Raw genomic sequence first — 25967 nt, forward strand, 5'->3', positions numbered from 1 at the left:
CTACCGTTAATAATATTCTAAAAGGGTTCTTGAAATTGTTAAAGCCCTTGCTTTTTCGTAATTTTAACGTTCCAAAATTAACATCATCCTATATACAATATGACAGATAAAGCGATACTTGAATTCGACGGAAAAAAATATGAATTTCCTGTGGTGAAGGGCACTGAAGACGAATTGGCAATTGACATCAAAACCTTGAGGGCAAGTTCAGGTTTGGTCACGTTAGACCCGGGCTACAAAAACACGGGCTCTTGCGAAAGTGCCATCACTTTTTTGGATGGGGAAAAGGGAATTCTTAGGTATCGTGGGTATGCCATCGAGGATTTGGCCGAAAAAGCAGATTTTCTTGAAGTGGCCTATCTGTTGATTTTTGGCGAGTTGCCCACTAAAGAGCAACTTGATAAGTTTGACCACGACATCAAGGCAGAGTCGCATGTAGATGAAGAGATGAAAAAGATTTTGGATGGATTTCCAAAGTCAGCACACCCCATGGGGGTACTCTCGTCATTGACCAGCGCATTGGTGGCCTTCAACCCTTCTTCTGTGGATGTCTCCTCTGAAGAGGCCATGTACAATTCGATTGTGCGCATTTTAGCAAAATTTCCCGTACTCGTCGCTTGGACGATGCGCAAAAAAATGGGCCTTCCACTCGATTATGGTGATGATTCGTTGGGGTATGTAGAGAACATCCACAAGATGATGTTCAAAAGACCGAACAAAGAATACGAGAAAAACAGGATTGTTATTGATGCTCTGGATAAATTGTTGATTCTGCATGCTGACCATGAGCAAAACTGTTCCACATCGACTGTGCGGATTGTTGGTTCTTCACATGCGGGGCTATTTGCATCACTTTCAGCCGGTATTTCAGCACTTTGGGGGCCATTGCATGGTGGGGCCAACCAAGCTGTGCTTGAAATGTTGCAAGCTATTGAAGAAGATGGTGGTGACACAAAAAAATATATGGCCAAGGCCAAAGACAAGAACGACCCTTTCAGGTTGATGGGCTTTGGGCACAGGGTCTATAAAAACTTTGACCCAAGGGCCAAGATTATTAAGAAATCTGCAGATGAGGTTTTGGGCGATCTTGGCATCGAAGATTCCATTTTGGATATTGCCAAAGGATTGGAGAAAGAGGCGTTGGAAGATGAATATTTTGTAAAGCGAAAATTATATCCGAATGTAGATTTTTATTCGGGCATCATCTATCGCGCAATGGGCATACCCGTTGATATGTTCACGGTCATGTTTGCTTTGGGCCGTCTACCCGGTTGGATTGCCCAATGGCGGGAGATGCGCTTACGAAAAGAGCCCATCGGCAGACCAAGACAAGTGTACATCGGTGAAAACCATCGTAAGTTCAAGCCATTGAAGAAGCGCTAAAAAAATATAGTACAACACAGAAAAGTCCGTTATCTTCGACGGACTTTTTTAATACCTGACTTCATCATTATGCTGAAACTTAATGTCAAGGATGAGACCTCACCTTTAAAGGCCGTAGTGCTCGGCACAGCAGAAAGCTGTGGCCCCGTACCAAAACCTGAAGAAGCCTACGATCCAAAGTCGTTAGAGCATATTTTGGCGGGCACCTATCCGAAAGAAAAAGATATGGCCAAAGAAATGGATGCTTTTTCGCAAGTATTAAAGAAGCATGATGTTGAGGTATTTCGTCCATTGGTTTTGGAAGATTGCAACCAGATTTTTTCTAGGGATATCGCTTTTGTGATAGAAGATAAACTGTTTCACGCCAACATCCTTCCCGATAGGGAAAAAGAATATGAAGCCATACAGCATGTCCTCGAGCAAATCGAGCCTGAAAAAATCATCAGGCCACCTGAAGAAGTGCATGTCGAAGGGGGTGATGTCATGCCGTGGCACGATTATATTTTTGTGGGTACCTATACCGGTGATGACTATCCCGATTACATCACAGCCAGAACAAATAGGGAAGCGGTTGAATTTCTTCAGGAGCAGTTTCCAAACAAGAAAGTCAAGGCCTTTGAACTCAGAAAATCAAATACCAACGCCAAGGAAAACGCGCTGCATCTAGATTGTTGTTTTCAACCGGTTGGCAAAGACAAGGCCATCTTGCATAAAAACGGATTTTTAGTGGAAGAGGAATACCAGTGGCTGGTCAATTTCTTTGGCAAGGAAAACATCTTTGAAATCTCCAAAGACGAGATGTACCAAATGTTCAGCAATGTGTTTTCCATATCGCCTGAGGTGGTGGTTTCAGAACAAAGCTTTACACGATTAAATGATTGGTTACGAAGCCAAGGTTTTATAGTTGAAGAAATTCCCTATGCTGAGATTGCCAAGCAAGAGGGACTTCTTCGTTGCAGTACTTTACCACTAATAAGAAAATAAAAAGTCCCCTCTCCTTTGGAGAGGGCTAGGGAGAGGCCTATGCAAATAACGAACAACATATTGATGATAAGGCCCGTGGCTTTTCGTATGAACGAACAAACTGCGGTAAACAATTATTTTCAAGAAGACATTGACATTCAAAACCAAGAAATCAATGCCAAGGCACAGCAGGAGTTTGACCAATTTGTGGAAACGCTACGAAGCCACGGAATCAATGTGATCGTGGTCGATGACAATAAGGAGCAAGATACCCCTGATTCCATCTTTCCGAACAATTGGGTCTCATTTCACTCCAGTGGCACGGTAGCTGTTTACCCGATGTTTGCCGAAAACCGACGCAGAGAACGTAGGGAAGATATCTTTGACATTTTGGAAGAGCACGGTTTTCGCATAGACAATGTGATTGATTATACGGCTGCTGAAAAAGACAATGTTTTTTTAGAGGCAACGGGCAGTATTTTAAAAGACCGGGTCAACCAAAAGGCCTATTGTGCCCTTTCAGAACGTGCCGATGAGAATTTGTTCATCGAGTTTTGTGAGGATTTTGATTGCTTTCCCGTCATCTTCACCGCGAACCAAACCGTAAACGGAGAACGCTTGCCCATTTACCATACGAATGTGATGATGGCCATGGCCGAGACCTTTGTGGTCATCTGTTTGAACGCTATCGACGATAAAAAAGAACGACAAAATGTGGTAAAGCACATCAAAAAGGATGGCCGTGAAATCATTGATATCACAGAGGCGCAAATGCATGCTTTTGCAGGAAACATGTTGCAGGTCATCGGAGCCAACGACCAACGCTTTATGGTGATGAGCTCACAAGCCTACAAGAGCCTTCGAGAGGATCAGATTGCTGCCATAAAGAAGCATTGTGACATCATCCATAGTCCGTTGGATACCATTGAAACCTGTGGTGGTGGTTCTGCACGGTGTATGATGGCCGAGGTGTTTTTACCAGCCTCCCCTAACCCCACCAAAGGAGGGGAATAAGTCTCTAATTTATTTTTCTTCCCCTGTGGGGGAGCCAGAGGGAAGGGTGTTTTTGCCAAAGCATAACAATATCAGTGCCTGATACAGCGTTATTGCCCAAAGGGCAATTTGATGAGAATCAAGTATTTGTTGCTATTGCTGATAGCACTGGTGTCTTGTTCAAAAGATGACGCTTCCAATCCTAGTTCAGCTATTGAGACCCGTACTTTTTCCATGGGTTTTACAGCTTTTCCTTATGATAACAGTGTAGCGGCCCAACAAGAAACGTATCAGAACGTAATCGCCGACGGTGACATCTTTTTGAGCCATTTGGACCATGGTGTGCCTTGGAATGAAGCGCTCAATGATTTGCCTTTTCCTGAAGAAGTACAGAACACCTTGGATGCCACCAAGACTGGGTTGAATCCAAATACCAAAATTGTTTTGACAGCCACCCCCAATGACCAGACCCGAGAAAATTTGGCAATGTACTGGAACAATGATGGCACCCATCAACCCTTGCCCGTGGCTTGGCAAGACAAGACGTTCGACGACCCAGATGTGGTCACGGCCTATGTCAACTATTGCCGTCGCATCATCAATGAGGTACAACCCGATTATTTTGCCTACGGAATCGAAACCAATGCCACATTCCAAAAAGACGATACGGCTTTCGCACAGTTTTTAACCTTGGCCGATACGGTCTACGCCATATTAAAAGCTGATTACCCCAATTTGCCGATATTTTTGACGGTACAGGATCAGTCGTTCAACAACTCAAGGGCAGAGCTGTTGGAAACCACTTCGATGTTGCTTGAGTATTCCGATTATATTGCCATCAGCACCTATCCTTTTTTATTTTATGGGGATGTTACCAGGGATGCCAATCCTGACTTGTTTGCCGATGATTGGCTTTTAGAGTTTAGGAATTTGGATGTTTCAAAACCCATGGCCATCTCAGAGACGGGCTTTTGTGCCGAAGATATGGTCATCGAGAATCTGGGAATCAACGTCAAGGGTACCGAAGAATGGCAAACGGGATACATGGATAAACTCTTTGAACATGCCAACAATCTGGAAGCCGAGTTTGTACTTTGGTTTGTGTACCGTGATTACGATATGCTGTATGACAACACCCCAAATCCGCCAGATATCTTCAAAATATGGCGCGACAACGGACTTCTGGATGGGCAAGGAAACAAACGCCCTGCACACATCAAGTGGTTGGAGTGGAAAGCCCTAAAGAGGGAATGATATTGCTGTCTTTTTATTCTTCATCAACCGTGAACTCACGTATCGCCTGATTGGGCTCCATGATGTTGTAGCCCGCCCAAAACTCAGGATTGTAACGGGGCATATAGGTGGCTTCAGTGCTTTTGTCCTCTTTAAAATTTTCAAAGGTATTTTGTGAGATCAACTCGTTTTCAAAGACAACCAGTTCCCATTTGTTGGTGTTCGCCATTTGAAAGTCAATGTTCAATCGTAGCTCGTTTTGCTTTCTACGCCCTTTTACGTTTTTGTTCTTTTCAATGACATCCAAAGGTCTGTCCATTCGAAACCAACGGCCAAAACTGAAATCCATGAATTTGATATCATATCGTCCATTGGGTAGTTTCGCAAATTGCATGGTGCCCTTGTAGAGGGTTTCGCGATAGTAAATGCCCAACAAGCGAAAATTGCGCAAGTTTTCTTGGTTTTCAAAGTCAATCCGCATCACGGCATAATCTTCAATGTTGATGTACAATCGACCTTTGAAGTCAGCCCCGCCTTTGGGTTTGAAGTCAATCACATAAACCCCCGCATCGTCTATATCGGTGTACCCGAACAGTTCAAATTCATACTTTCGGGTTTTTTTGATGAGGTCCAATTTACTGTCCTCTTGATAAAACACCTCTTGTAAAATCTCGTCAAACATGTGTTTTTGTCCATCGACGACCCCAGAAACGGTGTCTTTCTGTATTTCTTTCTCCACGGTTTCAGCAGCTTCCTCATCCACTTCATCCAAAAGAGAATCCACCTGTATTTTTTGACTGAAAATGCCCGATTTGATTTTTAGGTAGGAATCCGGTTTCACGTTGGCCTTGAAAATTTTTTCCATACGCTGCCCCAAATCCTCAATGGAGCTGACATCATTTTTATCGTAAAGTTCCGCAGCTTTGAGCACATTTACCTTGTAGGCGTTGTCGATTTTGTAGAAATCGCCCAAAACTTCCGTATAGTGGTATGAATTACGGGGAATGGCCCGCCCGATACTGTCAATCAACGCTTTGTTCAATTCTTTGATGGAGGACTTTTCAAACCCCAAGTCCACTTTTTCAACATTCCCAAAGACGGATTGCCTAAGAAAATAGCGTTGTTTAATAGGTTGGTTGTTCACGTTTTGCGGAAGTCGGTCTTTCATACGTTCGATGATTTCATCCACGTCAAGTTCTTCGTCAAACACATAGACCCCACTCAATTTGATGGCCTTGGGTTTGAGCAGAACGATGCTGTCTTGAAGCTGCGTCAAAGTAAAACCTGTTTTTTCATAGCCCATGCTTGAGATATAAATACTGTCTAAAACCTGCTCTCCATCCAAAATAAAACTGAATCGACCCTCTTCATTGGTGATGACGCCTTGATTTTCGTCATACTGCACCGTGGCGTAAGGGATACCTTTTTTGCTCTTGGCATCGATTAAACGTGAAGAATAGGTCTGTGCAGATAGACAACTACAGGAAATCAAAACAAATACAAACTGAAATAATGAATGGTGTCTCATTTTTTAGAATTGAAGGCTCTTATGTAAAGACTGTTTTTCTTACATGAAGGTTGCTTTATGTTGAGACGAATTTTTCTAAAGATTGTTTCAAAGTATTATCAAAAGTTAGGTGTTGGAGATGTTTTTGATCATTCCGTTGAAAATAAAATAATGAAAAGGCAATACGCTGTACCAATACAGCCGACCCTTCAAGCCTTTGGGTCGAAAAGTGGCAATTTGGTGAAGTACATTATCATCATCGATTTTAAACTCTAACCAAGCTTCGCCGGGCAACCGCATCTCAGCAAACAGCAGCAATCGACTCGCCTTGCGGTCGGCCAACAGCACGCGCCAAAAATCGAGGGCGTCGCCCGGAAAGATTTTATCAGGATGTGTTCTACCGCGACGCAATCCCGGGCCACCATTTAACTTGTCCAAGAATCCACGGATTTTCCAAAGCCAACTGCCATAGTACCAGCCAGTTTCACCACCAATGCGCCAAATGTTTTCCAGCGTTTTTTCTTTGTCATCGACCTTGACAGACTGCATATCTTTGAGTACGCCATATTTGGGCACTTGTATATACTTTTCCAAATCTTCTTTGACTTGACCGCTGGCAATGCTATCCTTCCAACTGCTGACGACCAAGTTCTGCTCGATTTTTTTAAAGGCCATATCAATAGCCTGCTCGTAGGTATGGGGCTTGATGTCCAGCAATTGCTGTAGGCGATTGTCTTTGGCGATGACCTCTGTTTTCATACTGTCTACCAAGTTCATGGCCAATTTATAGGAAGTTGAGGTAACAAAATAGAGCCAGTACGAAGAAAGCTTGGGCGTCATCACGGGTACGGTGAAAATCCAGTTTTTAAAACCGCGCACTTTGGCATATTTGTGTAGCATATCTTTGTAAGTGAGCACATCAGGGCCTCCAATGTCAAATGACTGGTCGTATGTTTCTTCGTTGCCCAAAACCCCGGTCAAAAAGGCAATCACGTCACGAATGGCAATGGGCTGGGTTTTGGTGAGCACCCATTTTGGGGTGATCATTACGGGCAATTTTTCACAGAGGTCACGGATGATTTCAAAAGAGGAACTTCCCGAACCTACAATGATACCAGCTCGAAGCACAGTCAAATGAAAATCACCTTCGTAAAGAATTTCCTCTACTTTTTTTCGTGAGGAAAGGTGTTTGGATAGCTCCTCATTGTTGACAATGCCGCTCAAATAAATCACCTGTTCAACAGTCGTGTTTTTGATGTATCGGTTAAATTTTTTGGCCGCTTTGGCTTCCTTCTCATCAAAATCTGAAGTCGAGGAACTCATGGAGTGTATCAGGTAGTAAGCGGCATCAATGTCTTTGGGGATGGGATTTTCATCCAACTCCTCCAGAAAGTCAATTTCGATGATCGTTACCTTTTGCTTGGTCTCCTTATCGATGGAAAGTCGGTTGGCATCACGAACTGCACAGACTACCTCGTGCTTGAGTTCAAGCAACTTTTGCAGCAAACGCATACCTATATAGCCATTGGCGCCCGTGAGAAGGATTTTCATTTTTTAGATGTAAGAATCGAGATGTTAGACATGAGATGATAAGTGTAAAATCAAGTTTTGTTGTAACTCATTATGATTAAATGTTTTATAGGAAGCTTTGTATCCACTTAAAAACTGTCTCATATCTTGTGTCTAACTTCAAACATCTAATTCTATAAATCCTCAATGGAAGTAGGCGAATTATCCGCTTTATAGCCCAATAATTTTTTAAAGAATTTCTGAACCGCTTTGGTGTCTGACAATACCTTGATGAAATACTGGTCTCTGTAGACAGAATAGATCGCCATATCACCTTTATAAATGGTGAGTTTGTAGTAGGGGATTATCAATGCGTACGATTCCAACAGTGAGCGAAAGCCCACGATAATGCCCTTTGGGCGCATTTCAATGTTGCAATAATCCCTGTTGTTGTCCAATATCAGTAGGTTGCGTATTTCAACGCTTGCTTCGGTGATGACCATTCGCGGAGAGCCTATACCTCCCATTTTGATACGTTCTTTCAGCGTGAAGGGTTTGCCGACTTCGGTTTCTATCTTTTCTTTGACTTTTTTGTCGTTATAAGAGACGTTCAATAGCATTTCAAAGACTTTGTCCGAATTTAATCATGTTCCCGTCACTGTCCAAAACGGCAAATTCTCGCATACCCCAAGGTTGGTCTTTCAAAGGTCCGTTTGGGTGCACAACACCGCTTGCTTTCATTTCTTCATAGAGTCCGTCCACATCTTCTACATGAATATAGCAGCTTGTGTTCTCAGGAAAGATTTTGTTATTGCATTTCCAAAAATGCACATCCACCTTATCACGGCCAATGACAGCATAGTTTTCATCTTTCCAACCCACTTTATCAAATCCCATTTTCTGCTGGTAAAAAGCTACCGTTTTAAAGATATCGAGAGATGCCAAAACAGGTACGGCACGTTGTAAATGTTCCATCGAATACTTTTGCTTAAAAATAAGATTACAGGCGTATTCGGGTTCTTAATCTTGTCATAAAAACGTAGTTTTGCCCCTTGAAAATGGCATTTTAATGGAGTTGCAAAAGATTCTGGAAGAAAAAGTAAAAGAAGCCGTAAAATCTATTTATAGCGCAGATTTACCAACTGCGGAGTTTCAGCCCACTCGCAAGGATTTTGAGGGTGATGTCACCGTGGTCGTTTTTCCGATGCTGAAGGTGGTGAAGGGCAACCCCGTGGAAATCGGTACCCAAATCGGGGACTTTCTTCAGACCAATGTGGCTGAGGTTGGCAAATTCAACGTGGTCAAGGGCTTTTTGAACCTCGTGGTGGCAGATAGCTATTATCTCGATTTTTTCAATTCCATCCATGGCAAACAAAATTTTGGCTATCAAGAACCGAATTCGAAAGATGCCATCATGGTCGAATATTCTTCGCCCAACACCAACAAACCGTTGCATTTGGGGCATATCAGAAACAATCTGTTGGGGTATTCCGTAGCGGAAATTTTGAAAGCGGCAGGACATAAAGTGTACAAAACGCAAATCATCAATGACCGTGGCATCCATATCTGTAAAAGTATGTTGGCCTGGCAGCTATTTGGAGAGGGAGAGACTCCTGAATCATCGGGATTGAAAGGCGACCATTTGGTGGGAAAGTATTATGTGGAATTTGATAAAGCCTATAAAGCGCAAGTAGAAAATCTGGTTTCAGAGGGCATCGACAGAAAAACTGCTGAGAAGGAAGCTCCATTATTGGTGGAAGCCCAAGAAATGCTTCGAAAATGGGAAGCTGGCGACCCTGAAACCGTTGCCCTTTGGAAAAACATGAACGGTTGGGTGTATGAAGGTTTCGACACCACCTATAAAAACTTGGGCGTTGATTTTGACAAACTGTATTACGAAAGTGACACCTATTTGCTGGGCCGTGAGGTGGTCGAAGATGGACTCCAAAAAGGCGTGTTCTACAAAAAAGGGGACGGTAGCGTTTGGATTGATCTGACCGATGAAGGATTGGATGAAAAAATTGTGCTTCGGGCCGATGGCACCGCGGTGTACATGACCCAAGATATCGGTACGGCCATACAACGGGTCAATGATTTTCCCGATATCAACGGTATGGTCTACACGGTGGGCAATGAGCAGGACTACCATTTTAAGGTGCTGTTTCTCATCCTTAAAAAATTAGGGTATTCATGGGCTGAAAAATTGTACCATTTGAGTTATGGCATGGTTGATTTGCCTTCCGGCAAAATGAAAAGTAGGGAGGGTACAGTGGTCGATGCCGATGATCTTATCAGTAACATGGAAGAGACTGCCGCTGAAATTTCTCAAGAATTGGGTAAATTGGAAGGCTATTCCAAAGAAGAAAAACAACAACTCTACCGAACCATTGGGCTGGGAGCGTTAAAATATTACATCTTAAAAGTAGACCCCAAAAAACGTATTCTTTTCAATCCCGAAGAGTCTGTGGATTTTCAGGGCAATACGGGGCCATTCATACAATACACCTATGCGCGGATTCAATCCATTTTGCGAAAAGCCAATAATGTCAGGTTGAGCGCAGTCGAAACCTCGATAGGATTGCATCAAAAAGAAAAAGAGTTGTTAAAACAAATCCAATTATTTCCTGAAACGGTGCAATTGGCTGCCGAGAATTATAGTCCAGCTTTGATTGCCAATTACGTCTATGATTTGGTCAAGGAATTCAATTCGTTCTACCAACAAGTGTCCATTTTGGGTGAGGAAGATAAAACCAAACGAAACTTTCGGGTTCTCCTCTCCAAAAAAGTGGGTGAGGTGATTCGCGATGCGTTTCGGTTGTTTGGTATTGATGTACCTGAAAGGATGTAGCCTAAGATAATATAGCAGCATTGTACAATGCTGCAAATCATCTATATTGTAGCAACCATTCTACAATAACGATGCAGGCTCAAGAGTCAATACTCAAGAAATTCGGAACCTTTGGCGGTGTGTTCACACCGACCTTGCTGACCATTTTAGGGGTCATCATGTATTTGCGAATGGGCTGGGTCGTTGGCAATGCCGGTCTGCTGGGGGCATGGCTTATTATCATCATATCTTTTCTGATAACCTTGTGTACGGCGCTTTCAATGTCGGCGATCACCACAAACATACGTATCGGGGCAGGGGGAGCCTATGCCATCATATCGCAGGCACTGGGTCTCGAGGTTGGCGGAAGTCTCGGAATACCCCGATATATATCGCAGGGGTTGGCTGTAACCATGTATATTTTTGGTTTTAGGGAGGGATGGTTGGGCATATTTCCCGGCCATGATCCTTTTTTGGTCGATATCATAACCTTTGCGATACTGATTACCATTGCCTATATCAGTGCTGATCTGGCCATCAAAACACAGTTTTTTATTATGGTGGTCATCATACTGTCGTTGATTTCCATTGTATTGGCAGCGTACCACGGATCCATGTACCTTCCAACAGAAGATGCTCTTAGATGGGGTACTTTTAAAGGGTCGCCAGAGAATAATTTTAGCGGCAGCAGTTTTTGGATAGTATTTGCCGTGTTTTTTCCAGCAGCGACGGGCATAATGGCGGGGGCCAATATGTCGGGTGAATTGAAGAATCCCAAAAAAAGCATCCCGCAAGGAACTTTATGGGCCATCGGGGTAAGTTTTGTTATTTATATGCTTTTAGCCTATTGGTTGGCACGCTCTGCCTCTGAGGAAGAACTGATTTCAAACTACAACATCATCATTGACAAATCATATTTTGGACCACTTGTGATTGCCGGTATTCTAGGTGCTACATTTTCATCGGCCTTGGCTTCCATTGTCGGATCGTCTCGAATACTATTTGCGATGGGCGAACACAAAGTGTTGCCCTATTCAAAATTCCTTTCAGGGCAGAGTGCCAATGGGCAACCCAGAAATGCCATGTTGGTCACGGGGATTATGATTTTCGCAACGATGTTGCTTCGAGAGCTTAATGCCGTGGCCCCTTTGGTGACCCTGTTTTTCTTGATAACCTATGCAATGATCAATATTGTGGTCATCATTGAACAGCGATTGGGGTTGATCAGTTATCGTCCTATTTTCAAGGTGAACAAATGGATTCCTTGGATAGGGTTGTTTTCCTCCGTCTTGGCAATGTTCATCATCAATCCGACCATCAGTTTGGTTTCTATCGTCATTGTTTTTGTCGTGTATTGGTTTCTGTCACGGCAAAACTTGGAAACCCCTTTTGAAGATGTACGTTCAGGCTTATTCGTGTCATTCGCCGAGTGGGCTGCCAAGCATACCTGGGGTATGAAAAGTATGCAACAACGGGCCTGGAAACCCAATCTTATGGTACCCGTTAGGGACATCAACGGCGCGAAGGGCAATTTTCAGTTTCTACGGAATATTGCTGCGCCCAAGGGTTCAATCAATTTATTGGGCATAGCATCTACCGAGAACAATGCGTTTGTGAATGAACTGACCTCGCTTTCAGAATCTTTTCGCCTTAAGGGAGTGTTTTCATCATGGACCGTCATTCACACTGATGATTTTGCGAAGGGAGTGAATTATGGTAATCAGGCCTTGCGCGGTGCTTTTTTTAGGCCAAATATCGTATTTCTGAACTTGCAGCAACACGATGATTATGAAACCGAAATTAGACCGGTAATCAAAGAATGCATACGTCTGGAAATAGGAGTGCTTTTATTTTCAGCACACCCGACTGCCTTATTGGGGCAACGGAATTTAATCAATGTTTGGGTAAGCGATAGAAGAGGCAATTGGGAGCTTGGTTGGGACATAGGCAGTCTTGATCTATCTACTTTAATTGCCTATAAATTAAAAAAGAATTGGGATGCCCGTATTCGTATCATTACAGTAATCTCTAATGCCGAGGAAGAGGAAAATGCAAACAATTTTTTGAAATCTTTGATAAGCCTTGCCAGATTGCCCGAGACCTTTATAGAAGTATATGTGGGTAATTTCAGGGAAATCGTTCAGGCTGTCCCTCGGGCCGATTTGAACATTTTTGGGATGGATGAGAATTTTAAGGTCGAATTCGTCAAAGAAATGATCGACAAGACCAACAGTTCCTGCCTTTTTGTGAAAGATTCAGGGCACGAAAGTATTTTGGCCTAGTTTTTCAGTGTGAAATTACTGACCTAGAAACTAACCCGAAAATTCACATTGGGCGTTAGCCCTAAAGAAATATTATCGACCTGTTCGATTTCATCAGCATCAGATACCCGATAATAACGGTTCAGCACGTTCTTTCGGTTGGTCAGATTCAACAATGACACCCCTGCGTTGGCCTTGATACGGCGATTGAATTGAAAGCTATAGGTGGCCGAGGCATCTGCCCTGAAGTACTCTGGCAAACGACTGCTATTGGGTTCTTGGTAATTGATTTCAAGTGGAAAAGCCAAAGTGTCCAACGGATTATCATCATCGGGTTCGGTATAGGGTTTGCCCGTTCTGTAATTGATGCCGATACCCAGTTTCAGGTTACGAATATTATAAGTGCTTGCCAAAGTGACGGCATGCCGTACATCCAGATTGTTCGGAAAAGTGCTGGGGTCAATATCCTCAAAGGTATAGTCATTTTTATTGTAGGTGTAGCTCAGCCACATGCTGTAATTATCCCCTTTTTGGTTGATGAGGAATTCCAGTCCTTTTACCCTATAGCTACCTATCTCACCATTGAACTGGTTCTCGTTTTCAAAGCCTTGGGTGCTCGTGCTGATGCCCTCGACTTCTTTGTAAAAACCCTCCAAACCGATATACAAGGCGTTTTTAGCATAATTGAGTCCAACAGAACCTTGTTTGCTGGTCGTAATCGGTAGTTCGGCATCGTTTGAGAGTGTCCACCGGCGTTTTTCAACCCCCAAAAAATTCTGCTCCAAATCAATGACCTGATTGGTATACTGACTTTTGAACTCGCCCAATGCTTCTGCTCGTACATAATTGGCCAATTTGAAATTGATGTTCAATCGTGGTTCGAACAGCAGTTTTGAGAAGGTGCCAAGATTGTTGATGTAGTTGGCCCGAACCCCTGCCGTGGCAATAAATTTATCTTCGAACGAGCGGTATGAAACTTCTGAATAGGGAGCATAATTTCGAATGACTTCTATTATTTTACTGTTGAATGGAGGCCTAGTTACATCAGAAAAATTTGTTATCCCTGTTTCGATATACTGAAAGCCGTTGTTCCATTGAAAAGTATCCGACACATCAAATGTAGTGTGGAGTTTCGCAGCACGCTCATCAACGGTATTGCGCTGAAACAACACTTGGCGCTGGTCTGTGGAGACACTTTCGGCATCCAAGTTATACCTTGAGAAATAGACGTTCAGATTTGATGAAAACCTGCTGGTCCACTGGTTTTGTGATTGTAGCCCCACTGAAATATTGGTTTGGTCAAGCAAACTTTGGGTAATGGCATCGGTTTCCCTATTCCTCTCGGTGAACAATAAATCGTTATCGATTCCTATAAAACTCAATCGTATTTTATGGTCGTCGTTGATATCATACAGCAGCTTTCCAGAAAAATCATAGAAAAAAAACGTGATATCACGGTCAAACTCTCGGTCGACCGATTGATTTTGTTGATTGGTCACTTCACTGTCTTGAAATGCCCGATCTTCAAAACTGTCGTAAATGGGTGTGTCCAGAAAATCAGTCGTGGAACGACGTGCCGACAATTGAAAGGCCCAACGGTCATTTATGGGCACCTGCCCATACACATCGCCGCTGATAAGATTAAAGCCGCCACCGCCAAAAAAGTCGCCATCGATATCGTTTTTCGTCCACATGCTGATAACACTGCTCACCCCGTCTCCATATCGAGCGGGGGTGCCATTTTTATAGATGGATACATTATCGGTCAAATAGGGATTAAAAGCTGAAATCAACCCAAAAAAGTGCCCGGACTGATACATTTTAATGCCGTTCCATAAAATAAGGTTCTGGTCATTGGTGCCACCTCGCACATTGATGTCAGAAACTGTTTCATCGATGCTCTTGATGCCCGGCAGGGCCTGTACGGTCTGCAAAACATCAGGTTCAATGAGGCCAGGTAAAATACCCAGTTCACCAGTGTTTAAGGTGATGCTGGCATCGGTTTCCTTGATGATGCCCTGGGCAAGAAATTCATAGACCACGACTTCTTCTAGCTGTTCATAGTTCTGTGCAAGCAAAATTTCAGGGCAGCCTCCTTTTTCGAGCAATGTTTCTATGGGAACATATTTGGTGACATAGCCCAAAAAGCGAATTTTCAGCGCAGCGTTTCGGGGCACCTGATTGAGCTGAAAATGTCCATAAATATCGGTGACCAGGGCTACATCGCCGTCCAGAATTTCCACAGTGGCACCGGGAATATTGTTTTCGGCAAAATTGTCCAACACTTTACCGCAGACATTGACCAAACTTTTTTTGGCAAGCGCGTAGTATCGTTCGTTCAGTTTTTGAATCTTGATTTGGGTCTGGGCTTCCAACACCGCTAGAATATCATCTAAAGAGGCATCGTCTGGCATGATGATAGTGACTCCTTCCAAGTCTTCATCCACATACGAAAACTTGACATTGAACTCGTTTTCGAGCTCGATGAGGTACGTTTTGAGGGATTTTTGGGCTGAATCTTGGGGGTACAGATTGGTAGGGAGAAAAACAAAGATCAGTCCCACCCAAACTGTAAGTAAGTGACTACGGAGCGTTCTCAGCATAGAAAAGCACGTTATCATTCCCTAAGGTATAACGAATTTGGGAAGGAGCACTTATACTTTCTAACGCTAAATTGATGTCGGTGTTGCTGAAGGTACCCGTAAATAGTTGTTCAGTGTCGACATTTTCGGTGTTGACCTCAACATCAAATTGTCTCTCGAACTCGGCGAGCACGTATTTCAATGGAATACTTTTAAAGGTACTTTCATTGGCCATCCAAGATGGCTTCACGGTAGCGACTTTATCAGAGTTTTGAACTTTACCGTCAATGGCGGCAAATGAAGTGCCTGCAGGTAGCTTTTTCTCAATATTTTGATAGGAAACACTGACCAGACCTTCGTAACAGGTCACCTCGAAAAATCCGTTTCGGTTTTCAACATTAAACTGGGTGCCCAAAACGGTCACATAGCCATTTTCTGTGGATACCGTGAATTTTTTCCCTTTGGCCACCTTAAAGAAAGCCTCACCTTCAAGGGATACTTTTCGTTCTTTGTTCCATTTCTTTTCACTGAAAGATACTTTGGAATCGGCGTTCAAAACCACCTCAGAATTATCGGGAAGCATGATTTCAGTACGTTCTGCCAAATCGGTACTGAACGATTCATCTAACGAATTCAAATAAAAATACGATCCGGCAAGCATGACGGCAACGACAGCGGCCACACGCAAGAATTGTTTGAACGGTCGCAAAGGAACGACTTTTGTCTCTTCTTTCGAAGTTCGCTCTTTTAGGCTCGCCCATGCCTGTTCAGCATTGAACTCTGGAGCCTCCAACTTATTGGAAGCCTCAAGAATTCTCTGGTACGATGCGTATTCGGCAGACTTTTTGAAAGCCGCCAACTCTTCTTCAGAGAGTTCGTTGTTGAGCCATTTTGCCAAATAATTCTCTTGCATGATTTCTATGCTTTACACAGTTGAAACAACTTACTTTTAAAAAACCCTACTTTCTTTTCGAAAATTCCAATACCTGTTTGGAATTTGGTGCTTGAAATTTGGTATTTTCTAGATTCCATCAATCTTTTCACGCAATGATTTCAGTGCCAAATGCATCCGTTTTTCAATCGCTTTCACACTGACTCCTTCCATTTCGGCAATCTCCGCATATTTTTTTCCATCGATACGATTCAATAAAAAAGTGGTACGCTGGTTTTCGGGGAGGCTGTTCAGGGCATCATCCAACTTTTGTTGAAACTGTTTTTCCTCCAAAACAAATTCTGGTGATTCGTTTGTGGTCGTATTTGAATGCCGATCGGCATATTTCAAGCGTACTTTTTCGGCCTTAATGACATTCAGATAAAGATTGTTCGCCACCGTATATAAATACGACTTTGCTTTTTCTGGGGTGACCTTTGCACAGTTCTCCCACAATTTTACAAATGCCTCCTGCACAGCATCATGGGCTTTCTCTTCATTGCCGAATTTATAATATATGTAGTTGAATATCGTTTTTGAATTGGTTTCGAACACCGAGCTAAAGACCTGCTCTTCGCAAACATTATCCATTTGTGGCTGCTGTGTGATTGGTTTGTTAAAGATATTTCAAAAAAAATTAAAAATCGGGTAGGGTATTTAACAGAACAATTGTTTTAGGGGTGTACTAACAATGAAAAAGTCCAAATCGTTATGAAAAAGTTGATTAACAATCTATTATTCCTAAGCCTATTTATCGTGGCATTGAGTTTTACCTCGTGCCAAGAAGAATTTGAAGAAATTGGCGGTGACGATCAAGAAACGCTTGTGGCGGGTTCAACCACTGCGAAATTGATTGAAAACACCTCTACCAATGACGGTTCTTTCGACAATATCGTTGATGGGGCCAGCTGTTTTGCAGTTAATTTTCCTTATACCGTTGAGGTGGGGGGAATTCAGATTACCATCGATTCTAAAGAAGACCTTCACTTGATTGAAGAGATTTTTGATGAGTTTGATGACGATGAAGATATTCTAGATTTTCTTTTCCCTATCACCATTACCCTTGGTGATTTCACCGAAATTGTGATTGAAAGTACGGAACAGCTTAGAGAGTTGGCCGCTGAATGCCGTGAAGGTGGTGATGACGACGATATCGAATGCATTGATTTTGTCTACCCGCTCACCTTGTTCACTTTTGATGTAAACGAGCAGCAAACAGGCACAGTAACTGTAAACAGTGACAAAGAGTTGCGACGGTTTTTTGCCGGTTTGGGCGAAAATGACCTGATCAGTATCGATTATCCGGTGACCTTGAAGAAATATGACGGTTCTGAAATTGTGGTCGATAGTAATGCTGAATTGGCAATGGCCCTTGAGACAGCTAAAGATGAGTGTGATGAAGACGATGACAATGATTTCAACGATGATGATTTCGATGAAGAGCGTTTTGATTTTTGCTTGACCGAGTGTCCATGGTTGGTACGTGAGGTTGTTCGCGACGATGTTGACCAAACAGATCAGTATCTAGAGTACTTGATGACCTTTTCTGAAGATGGATCTGTAACTGTAAAAGACAGAGAAGGTAATGTATTGAATGGTGAGTGGAGTGTTCGGTTCACTGATAGAGGTCCACTATTGACCTTGGCCTTTGATACGTTGGTCGATTTCAACTTAGAATGGTTGGTCTATGAAGTAGGTGACCATAAAATCAAGCTTTCTGCTGAAGGAGGCAATAAAATTATCATGAAGCAGCTTTGCGAAGATGATGATGACGGCGATTCCAATCCAGATACATTAAGGGAGATTTTAAAAGAGTGTGAGTGGATTATCAAGAAGGTCGAAAATCAAGGTGAGGAAATCGATAGGTTGCTCGGATTTGAATTCAAGTTCATGGCTGATGGCGTGGTTACGCTAAGTGACGGTATCACTACTTCTGAGGGTACTTGGGAAGTTGGTCTTAACGATGAGAACATTCCATCGTTGTTGATCAGCATTGGTGCCGAAGGCGCAGTAAGCTTTGACTGGCCCTTGCGTGACCTCGATAATGCACGATTGAAATTTGAGGTCGAAGAAGTAGATTATGAGCTGGTATTGCAACGTGTTTGCGATGATAATGCAGGTGATGAAGATGTTGCTGAAATCAGGAATATCATGCTGGGCGGACTTTGGAATGTTGCTTCACTGATGGATGAAGGTATGGATGAAACCGCTGATTATGCTGGAATGGACTTTGGTTTCTCCATGTTCCACCAAGTAGAGGTTTCCGTCAACGACGACCCAATTGCAGCCGGACTTTGGAGAGTAATCCGTAATAAAGACAATGAGCTGAAGTTTTACCTGAATCTTGGCGATGATGACACCTTTGGTGACTTGACTGAAGCATGGTATATCGGCGAGGTGACTTCAGACAGAATAGAATTGATTTATGAGGATGAGAATATCAACAGTAAAACATTGGTATTCGAGAAGAAAGTGTAAACTTTTTTGCCCCACATCTTTATGAAAAGGACGGTTTGCCCCAAAACCGTCCTTTTCTTTTTTAAAACCGATTTGTTGTCATTCCCGCAAAGGCGGGAATCTTTTTTTATGGTTCCATGAAGTTCATCTGTGAATGTGGGAATCCTTTTTATGCCATTACCAAACTCTTAATCCACAGGTAATTCTTAACTTTGTGCTTCTTCAAAAATGAGGTAAGCCGATGTTTGATAATTTAAGTGAAAAGCTCGATAAAGCCCTTCATAATCTAAAGGGCCATGGAAAAATCACTGAAATCAATGTTGCGGAAACGGTCAAGGAAGTCCGCCGTGCATTGCTTGATGCCGATGTCAATTTCAAAATAGCCAAAGAGTTCACCAACAGGGTCAAAGAAAAGGCCCTTGGGCAAAATGTATTGACGACCCTTCAACCGGGCCAATTGATGGTCAAAATCGTCAAAGATGAGCTGACCGAGTTGATGGGTGGGTCTGAAGAGGATGTTGATCTCACAGGCAACCCATCAATCATATTGATGTCGGGTCTTCAGGGTTCAGGTAAAACCACTTTTTCAGGCAAATTGGCCAATTATCTCAAAAACAAAAAGACCAAGAAACCATTGTTGGTGGCCTGTGATGTGTATCGCCCTGCGGCGATTGACCAATTGCATATTGTCGGCGAACAAGTTGGGGTAGAGGTATATTCTGATAAGAGCAACAGTGACCCGGTTGCCATCGCCAAAGCGGGTATTGACCATGCTAAGAAGCAGGGCTGCAATGTGGTCATCATCGATACCGCCGGTCGTTTGGCCGTTGATCAGCAGATGATGGATGAAATTTCAAACATCCATAAGGCCATCAATCCGCAAGAAACGCTTTTCGTGGTCGATGCCATGACGGGTCAAGATGCCGTAAACACGGCCAAGGCCTTTAACGATGTACTCAACTTTGATGGGGTCATTTTGACCAAGTTGGATGGTGACACTCGGGGCGGTGCGGCAATTTCTATCAAATCGGTCGTTGACAAGCCCATAAAGTTTATCGGTACGGGCGAAAAGATGGAAGCCATTGATGTGTTCTATCCTTCCCGAATGGCAGATCGTATTTTGGGCATGGGCGATGTGGTCTCTTTGGTCGAGCGTGCCCAAGAACAGTTTGATGAAGAACAAGCCCGCAAAATCCAGAAAAAGATTGCCAAGAACCGTTTTGGGTTTGATGATTTCCTTTCCCAAATCCATCAAATCAAAAAGATGGGCAATATGAAAGATTTGATGGGCATGATTCCCGGTATGGGCAAGGCATTGAAAGACATTGATGTCGACGATAATGCCTTTATGCACATTGAGGCCATGATTTATTCGATGACACCAGATGAACGGGCAAATCCATCCAAATTAAATTCAAGCCGCAAAAAACGAATTGCAGCAGGTAGTGGCAGGTCTGTTCAAGATGTGAACCAGTTGTTGAAACAGTTCAACCAAATGAGCAAGATGATGAAGATGATGCAAGGGGGCGGGGGCAAAAAAATGATGCAGATGATGCAAAACATGCGCTGATTTTAGTCGTCAGTAGTTTATACCTAAAACCAACCTATGGAAATTTTAGACGGACGAAAAATATCCAACCAAATCAAGGAAGAAATTGCTGCAGAAGTGGCAAAAATGCGTGAAAAGGGCGAAAAGGTACCGCATTTGGCCGCAATCATTGTCGGTAATGACGGTGCTAGCCTTACCTATGTCGGCAGTAAGGTACGGGCTTGTGAAAGGGTGGGCTTTGAATCGACCCTTGTGCGAATGCCCAGTACAACCTCAGAGCAAGAACTCTTGAAGAAAATACATGAACTCAACAATGACGATGATATTGATGGATTTATAGTTCAACTGCCCTTACCTGAACAAATCGACACCCAAGAAGTGTTGATGGCCGTGCATCCCGACAAAGATGTTGATGGCTTTCACCCCACCAACTTCGGCAAAATGGCGTTGGATATGAGCACGTTCATACCTGCGACACCCTTCGGTATCTTAGAGCTGTTAGAGCGTTACGGTGTTGAAACCCAAGGCAAGCATACCGTTGTCATCGGTAGAAGCCATATTGTGGGCCGCCCAATGAGTATTTTAATGGGCAGAAAGGGTTTTCCTGGCAATTCTACGGTAACATTGACACATAGCCGAACCAAAAATATCAGTCAGATAACGACCCAGGCAGATATCATTATTTCCGCATTGGGGAAGCCCGGTTTTTTAAAGGCGGAGATGGTCAAAGATGATGTGGTCATTATCGATGTGGGCATTACCCGTGTATCAGACGACACTAAAGAAAAAGGATATTACATCACGGGGGATGTCGATTTTAAAAATGTGAGCAAAAAGGCATCCTTTATCACCCCTGTACCCGGTGGGGTAGGCCCCATGACCATTGCCATGTTATTGAAAAATACACTTTTAGCAAGAGAGCGCCATCAAATGCGATAGACTTCCTTCAGATATTTTTATCAAGATAGTTGCACAGTTTCTTCTTCATCAGCAGGCGTAATGACGTCTATATCTTCATCACCTTCGTCATTGGTACAACCATAGAAAGATAACGATAGTGAAAGTACCAATAGGGATAAACGCAAAAGTCTCATAGTCAATAGATTTAGGGATATCAATCATGATATATAACGCAAGAGCATCCATTTTCTTGCATTCTTTTTCATCGTGCAATTACCAGTTTTTGAAATTCCGTATCTTCTAACCAAATTCTGTAAAGATGAAGCATTTTCTACCCTTTTTAATAATACCCATTCTTTTTTTATGCAGCTGTACACCTAAAAAAGATAAGGGTACTTCGATAGCCGTTTCTTTTTCAGATACAGCAAGTGCTGAGCCACTTGATGGTAGATTATTATTGATGTTATCCACAAATGATGAAAAAGAACCGCGGTTTCAGATCAATCCCGGGTTGGATGGACAATTGATTTTTGGGATGGATGTAGAGGGCATGAAACCAGGCGACACTAAAATTTTTGACGATTCTGTCTTTGGTTTTCCTTATAACAGCCTTTCTGAAGTACCGCCGGGAGCGTATTCGGTACAGGCACTGTTGCACACGTATGAGACCTTTAACCTTTCCACAGGGCATACCGTAAAATTACCCATGGACAATGGTGAGGGCCAGCAATGGAACAAATCCCCCGGAAATCTATACAGCAAGCCCTTCAAGATTACGGTATCAGATAAAGGAATACAGGATATCGAGGTGGTCATGAACCAAGTGATTCCGCCGATTGAAGAACCCGAGGACACCAAATGGATCAAGCACATCAAGATCAAGTCTGAAAAACTCTCTGAATTTTGGGGGAGGGATATGTACTTGGGCGCCCATATCTTGTTGCCGAAAGGTTTTGAGGAACATCCTGAAGCAAAATATCCGCTGATGGTTTTCCACGGACATTTTCCTGATGATTTCGGGGGATTTCGAACCACACCCCCTGACCCTGATATGGAACCTGAATATTCCGCCCGTTTTGATGTGGAAGGATACAATATCATCCAACAACAAGAAGCCTATAACTTTTACAAACGCTGGAACGAACCCGACTTTCCACGATTTTTGATTATTGAAATCCAACATCCGACACCGTATTACGATGATTCCTATGCCGTGAATTCAGCGAACCAAGGTCCGTATGGCGATGCGATCACGTATGAACTGATTCCCTATATCGAGGAACAATTCCGGGGCATGGGCGAGGGCTGGTCACGATTTTTATACGGAGGTTCGACAGGCGGCTGGGAAGCCTTGGCGGTTCAAGTGAAATACCCCGAAGAATACAACGGCTGTTTTGCCGCTTGCCCCGACCCCATAGATTTTCGGGCGTATTGTTTGGCGAATATTTATGAGGATAAGAATGCGTATTACTATGAAAGTGCCCACAAACCATTTGAAGTGCCTGGGCATCGTGACTATCTGGGCCATACGGATATCTCCGTCAAAGACTACAATCATTTGGAATTGGTCTTGGGCACTAAATCAAGGTCTGGCCAGCAATGGGATATTTGGGAAGCCACTTATTCTCCGCAGGGTGAAGATGGCTATCCTGAGCGGTTGTGGGATAAAATGACGGGAGACATCGATCACGGCGTAGCTGAGTACTGGAAAGAAAACTATGACCTGAGATACATTCTGGAACGCGATTGGGATAAACTTGGAGAGAAACTCAGAGGGAAAATCCATATTTATTGCGGTGATATGGACAACTATTACCTTAACAATGCCGTCTATTTAATGGAGGATTTTCTTGAAAACACCTCAGACCCCTATTATGAAGGGGAGGTCGATTACGGCGACCGGGCAGAGCACTGCTGGAATGGTGACCAAGAAAACCCTAACCATATTAGCAGATTGCGTTATAACAGCATGTACGTTCCAAAAATCATGAAACGAATCGCTGAGAGTGCACCAAAAGGTGCTGATTTGACCAGTTGGCAGTATCAATAAAATACATGAAAACCATCAAAAATAAAGCGGCTTGGTTCGTATTTGCTTTTTTGGCCATCGGAGTGGGGCTTTACCCCCTGATGTATCTCATGGCCGGAGGTAAATTTGGGGTGCTGTTTGCCAAATCTACTGAGCTTTTGGCAAACAATTTGTGGAATCTAGGTTTTTATGGCCACATCACCTTTGGCGGTATTGCGCTGATGACAGGTTGGTCACAATTCAGCAAAAAATTAAGAAACAAACGGTTGCAACTGCATAGAAACCTCGGCAAAACCTATGTTTTTACAGTTCTTATCAGTGGAATTTGTGCTGTGTACATTGGCTTCTACGCCACGGGGGGTTGGGCTACCTCTTTGGGCTTCATACTTTTAGGATTGGTTTGGCTTTCAACGACCCTATCGGCCTATTTTGCCATTCGCAGAAAAGATATTGTGATGCACCAAAAAATGATGATGTATAGCTATGCGGCCTGTTTTGCGGCGGTTACATTGCGTTTGTGGCTTCCGATATTGCACCATGTTGTTTTCGGTGAATTTTTGGCTGCCTATAAAGTGGTTGCTTGGCTTTGTTGGGTGCCCAATTTGATGGTGGCCCATTTCTTGGTCAGAAAAAATATAGCTATCAAAGTTTAATAATCGATTATGGAAAAAGGACTTTTAGAGAAAACTGGAAAGCCACTCAATCATTGGATTGAAATTGTGCAAAAGTCTGGTGTTGAAAAGCATAAGGAAATTATCAATTTCCTGAAGTCTGAACATGGTTTTACGTACGGATTCGCCAATTTCGTGGCCCATAAGAGCAAAAAATCTGATGCAGGTTCAATTGACGACACTGACCTGTTGGTGAACCAGTACAAAGGCAAAGAGGTCTTGAAACCTATTTATGATAAACTGCATGCAGAAATTTTAAAGCTTGGCGATGATATTACGGTGACCCCCAAAAAAGATAGCGTCAGCTTTATCAGAAAAAAACAGTTCGCCCTAATCAAGCCCGCTACGAAAACCCGAATAGATTTAGGCCTAAAAATCAAGGAAAAACCTACCACTGAACGTCTGGAGAATTCAGGGCCCTTTGGCACGATGTGTACCCATCGCGTTCGTCTGACCGATACCAATCAGGTCAATGATGAATTGATACAATGGCTTGAGGAAGCTTACGAAAAGGCTGTTTAAAACAGTTCATTGTAAAGCCTCTGTAGTTGTTTGCGATTCAAACATTGCTTCCGTACCTTATAGGAAAATATCATACTATGAAAATCAATGCCTATGCTGCCCAGGAGGCTTCCAAAAAACTGGAGCCTTTTTCCTATGAACTGCCCGAACTCGAAAACGAACATGTAGACATTAAAGTACATTACTGTGGACTTTGCCACTCTGACCTGAGCATGCTCGACAACGAATGGGGCATGACCGAATTTCCTTTTGTCCCCGGTCACGAAGTGGTTGGAGAGATTACAGCCGTTGGGAGCGAAGTCAAAAGTTTGAAGGTGGGCGATAAAGTGGGCCTTGGGTGGTATTCAGAATCTTGCATGCATTGTGGCCAATGCATGAACGGCGACCATAATCTTTGCAAAGATGCAGAAGGAACAATTATCGGCAGGCATGGAGGTTTTGCGGATCACGTGCGGTGCCACTGGTCATGGGCCACGCCATTACCCGATGATATTGATATGGCAAAGGCGGGGCCGTTGTTCTGCGGTGGCATCACGGTTTTCAATCCCATAATTCTATCAGGAGTAAAACCAACGGACAAAGTAGGGGTGATCGGTATCGGTGGGCTTGGGCATTTGGCCCTGAAGTTTTTGAACCATTGGGGGTGCGAAGTGGTCGCTTTTAGTTCGAGCCCTGATAAAAAGGAGCAGATTCTCGAGATGGGGGCGCACAAGGTCATCAACTCCCGCGAACCCGATGAACTCAAAAATATTGAAGGCACACTCGATTTTGTTCTGAACACGACGAATGTATCATTGGATTGGAACGCATTTTTGGGCACATTGGCACCCAAGGGGAAACTTCACACCGTGGGTGCAGTACTGGAACCGATGGAGATTCCTGCTTTCAGCATGATTTCCGCTGAAAAATCAGTAGGGGGCAGTCCATTGGGAAGCCCGGCACTGACCCGAACCATGCTCGAATTTTGTGTTCGGCACGGGATTTATCCCATTGTTGAGGAATTTGCCATGGAAGATGTCAATGAAGCGATTCAACACCTTCGCGATGGAAAAGCGCGCTATCGAATCGTTTTGAAAGCATGATTATTTGGCAAACAACTGCCCCATATCTTTAAACGCCTTGAATTCGAGGGCATTTCCTGCGGGATCCAGAAAGAACATTGTGGCCTGTTCACCAACCTCCCCTTCAAAACGAATGTAGGGTTCGATGATGAATTCGATTCCCTTTGCTTTTAAATCCTTTGCGAACGGTTGAAAAACATCCCAATTTAAGACCACACCATAATGCGGAACGGGCACATTTTTTCCATCCACAGGATTCGTATGCAAATCTTCTTTTGCTTTTGGTTTGTAGTGAATGACCACCTGATGCCCAAAAAGGTTGAAATCCACCCAGTGGTCACTGCTGCGCCCTTCTTCACAACCCAAAACCTCCCTATAAAAAGTACGGCATTCTTCAAAATTGTGTACGGGGATTGCAACGTGGAAAGGAGTTATGGTCTTCATAGCACGAAATTTAAGATAAAAATAGCTAAAAGGTCCTTTTATTAGTTAGGGGATGGTGGATTAGCCGCTTAGCGGATAAAACAGGAGGGGTGGAATGCATTAAAACCCACCCCGATTCCGATAACTATCGGAATCACCCCTCCCG

The 25967-nt window shown here is 43.3% G+C and carries 22 protein-coding genes; 13 read left to right on the forward strand and 9 right to left on the reverse strand.

Annotation, left to right across the window (positions count from 1 at the left end; all coding sequences use genetic code 11):
* Positions 1 to 99 precede the first annotated feature (99 nt).
* The 4 genes from AAAH86_RS00635 (at position 100) to AAAH86_RS00650 (ending at position 4593) form a co-directional block, all read left to right on the forward strand.
* The gene (locus tag AAAH86_RS00635) at positions 100 to 1383 is read left to right on the forward strand and encodes a citrate synthase (protein WP_343485557.1); all 1284 of its coding nucleotides are present in this window, start codon (positions 100 to 102) and stop codon (positions 1381 to 1383) included.
* Positions 1384 to 1452: 69 nt separating this feature from the next.
* Positions 1453 to 2367 carry an arginine deiminase family protein gene (locus tag AAAH86_RS00640; protein ID WP_343485558.1) on the forward strand — a complete coding sequence of 305 codons (915 nt, stop codon included), beginning with the start codon at positions 1453 to 1455 and terminating at the stop codon, positions 2365 to 2367.
* 39 nt (positions 2368 to 2406) lie between these two features.
* Positions 2407 to 3360: an arginine deiminase-related protein gene (locus AAAH86_RS00645; protein ID WP_343485559.1), complete on the forward strand. Its 954-nt coding sequence runs from the start codon at positions 2407 to 2409 to the stop codon at positions 3358 to 3360.
* A 111-nt stretch (positions 3361 to 3471) separates the two neighbouring features.
* Positions 3472 to 4593, forward strand: a complete 1122-nt coding sequence (locus tag AAAH86_RS00650) for a hypothetical protein (protein WP_343485560.1) — start codon at positions 3472 to 3474, stop codon at positions 4591 to 4593.
* A 13-nt stretch (positions 4594 to 4606) separates the two neighbouring features.
* Here the strand turns inward: AAAH86_RS00650 and AAAH86_RS00655 are convergent, their stop codons facing one another.
* The 4 genes from AAAH86_RS00655 to AAAH86_RS00670 all read right to left on the reverse strand — a co-directional run bounded on the left by AAAH86_RS00655 (position 4607) and on the right by AAAH86_RS00670 (position 8563).
* Positions 4607 to 6100: a carboxypeptidase-like regulatory domain-containing protein gene (locus AAAH86_RS00655; RefSeq protein WP_343485561.1), complete on the reverse strand. Its 1494-nt coding sequence runs from the start codon at positions 6098 to 6100 to the stop codon at positions 4607 to 4609.
* A gap of 105 nt (positions 6101 to 6205) precedes the next feature.
* A complete protein-coding gene (locus tag AAAH86_RS00660) occupies positions 6206 to 7630 on the reverse strand; it encodes an SDR family oxidoreductase (protein ID WP_343485562.1) in 1425 nt (474 codons plus the stop codon).
* Positions 7631 to 7782: 152 nt separating this feature from the next.
* Positions 7783 to 8208: a hypothetical protein gene (locus AAAH86_RS00665; RefSeq protein ID WP_343485563.1), complete on the reverse strand. Its 426-nt coding sequence runs from the start codon at positions 8206 to 8208 to the stop codon at positions 7783 to 7785.
* 1 nt (position 8209) lies between these two features.
* On the reverse strand, positions 8210 to 8563 hold the full coding sequence (locus AAAH86_RS00670) for a VOC family protein (protein WP_343485564.1): 354 nt from the start codon (positions 8561 to 8563) through the stop codon (positions 8210 to 8212).
* A gap of 94 nt (positions 8564 to 8657) precedes the next feature.
* On the opposite strand from AAAH86_RS00670, the gene argS reads away from it, so the two are divergent.
* Together argS and AAAH86_RS00680 are read left to right on the forward strand one after the other, a co-directional pair.
* Positions 8658 to 10436, forward strand: a complete 1779-nt coding sequence (gene argS / locus AAAH86_RS00675) for an arginine--tRNA ligase (protein ID WP_343485565.1) — start codon at positions 8658 to 8660, stop codon at positions 10434 to 10436.
* Positions 10437 to 10507: 71 nt separating this feature from the next.
* Positions 10508 to 12697, forward strand: a complete 2190-nt coding sequence (locus AAAH86_RS00680; protein WP_343485566.1) for an amino acid permease — start codon at positions 10508 to 10510, stop codon at positions 12695 to 12697.
* Positions 12698 to 12720: 23 nt separating this feature from the next.
* On the opposite strand, the gene AAAH86_RS00685 is transcribed toward AAAH86_RS00680, so the two are convergent.
* The 3 genes from AAAH86_RS00685 to AAAH86_RS00695 all read right to left on the reverse strand — a co-directional run bounded on the left by AAAH86_RS00685 (position 12721) and on the right by AAAH86_RS00695 (position 16780).
* Positions 12721 to 15240: a carboxypeptidase-like regulatory domain-containing protein gene (locus AAAH86_RS00685; protein ID WP_343485567.1), complete on the reverse strand. Its 2520-nt coding sequence runs from the start codon at positions 15238 to 15240 to the stop codon at positions 12721 to 12723.
* Positions 15241 to 15259: 19 nt separating this feature from the next.
* A complete protein-coding gene (locus AAAH86_RS00690) occupies positions 15260 to 16171 on the reverse strand; it encodes a FecR family protein (RefSeq protein WP_343485568.1) in 912 nt (303 codons plus the stop codon).
* Positions 16172 to 16279: 108 nt separating this feature from the next.
* Positions 16280 to 16780 carry an RNA polymerase sigma factor gene (locus AAAH86_RS00695; protein WP_343485569.1) on the reverse strand — a complete coding sequence of 167 codons (501 nt, stop codon included), beginning with the start codon at positions 16778 to 16780 and terminating at the stop codon, positions 16280 to 16282.
* Positions 16781 to 16900: 120 nt separating this feature from the next.
* Between AAAH86_RS00695 and AAAH86_RS00700 the strand changes: the two genes are divergently transcribed.
* From AAAH86_RS00700 to AAAH86_RS00710, 3 genes are all read left to right on the forward strand, one after another.
* Entirely contained in the window at positions 16901 to 18667 is a 1767-nt protein-coding gene (locus tag AAAH86_RS00700; RefSeq protein ID WP_343485570.1) for a hypothetical protein, read from the forward strand.
* A gap of 220 nt (positions 18668 to 18887) precedes the next feature.
* Positions 18888 to 20216 (forward strand): signal recognition particle protein, encoded by a 1329-nt coding sequence (ffh, locus tag AAAH86_RS00705; protein ID WP_343485571.1) that lies wholly within the window; start codon positions 18888 to 18890, stop codon positions 20214 to 20216.
* Positions 20217 to 20252: 36 nt separating this feature from the next.
* Positions 20253 to 21134 carry a tetrahydrofolate dehydrogenase/cyclohydrolase catalytic domain-containing protein gene (locus AAAH86_RS00710; protein WP_343485572.1) on the forward strand — a complete coding sequence of 294 codons (882 nt, stop codon included), beginning with the start codon at positions 20253 to 20255 and terminating at the stop codon, positions 21132 to 21134.
* 20 nt (positions 21135 to 21154) lie between these two features.
* Here AAAH86_RS00710 and AAAH86_RS00715 read toward each other — a convergent pair whose 3' ends face one another.
* Entirely contained in the window at positions 21155 to 21289 is a 135-nt protein-coding gene (locus AAAH86_RS00715; protein WP_343485573.1) for a hypothetical protein, read from the reverse strand.
* A gap of 125 nt (positions 21290 to 21414) precedes the next feature.
* Here AAAH86_RS00715 and AAAH86_RS00720 point away from each other — a divergent pair, with 125 nt between their 5' ends.
* The 4 genes from AAAH86_RS00720 to AAAH86_RS00735 all read left to right on the forward strand — a co-directional run bounded on the left by AAAH86_RS00720 (position 21415) and on the right by AAAH86_RS00735 (position 25399).
* Positions 21415 to 23145: an alpha/beta hydrolase-fold protein gene (locus AAAH86_RS00720; RefSeq protein ID WP_343485574.1), complete on the forward strand. Its 1731-nt coding sequence runs from the start codon at positions 21415 to 21417 to the stop codon at positions 23143 to 23145.
* 5 nt (positions 23146 to 23150) lie between these two features.
* Positions 23151 to 23777, forward strand: a complete 627-nt coding sequence (locus AAAH86_RS00725) for a DUF2306 domain-containing protein (protein ID WP_343485575.1) — start codon at positions 23151 to 23153, stop codon at positions 23775 to 23777.
* A gap of 9 nt (positions 23778 to 23786) precedes the next feature.
* Positions 23787 to 24317: a DUF5655 domain-containing protein gene (locus AAAH86_RS00730; protein WP_343485576.1), complete on the forward strand. Its 531-nt coding sequence runs from the start codon at positions 23787 to 23789 to the stop codon at positions 24315 to 24317.
* A gap of 77 nt (positions 24318 to 24394) precedes the next feature.
* On the forward strand, positions 24395 to 25399 hold the full coding sequence (locus AAAH86_RS00735; protein ID WP_343485577.1) for an NAD(P)-dependent alcohol dehydrogenase: 1005 nt from the start codon (positions 24395 to 24397) through the stop codon (positions 25397 to 25399).
* Here the strand turns inward: AAAH86_RS00735 and AAAH86_RS00740 are convergent, their stop codons facing one another.
* Complete coding sequence (locus AAAH86_RS00740; RefSeq protein ID WP_343485578.1) at positions 25400 to 25822, reverse strand: VOC family protein; 423 nt, start codon at positions 25820 to 25822, stop codon at positions 25400 to 25402.
* Between the last annotated feature and the right edge of the window lie 145 nt (positions 25823 to 25967).

It is taken from the genome of Allomuricauda sp. d1 (genome assembly GCF_039592695.1).
Taxonomy (GTDB): domain Bacteria; phylum Bacteroidota; class Bacteroidia; order Flavobacteriales; family Flavobacteriaceae; genus Flagellimonas_A.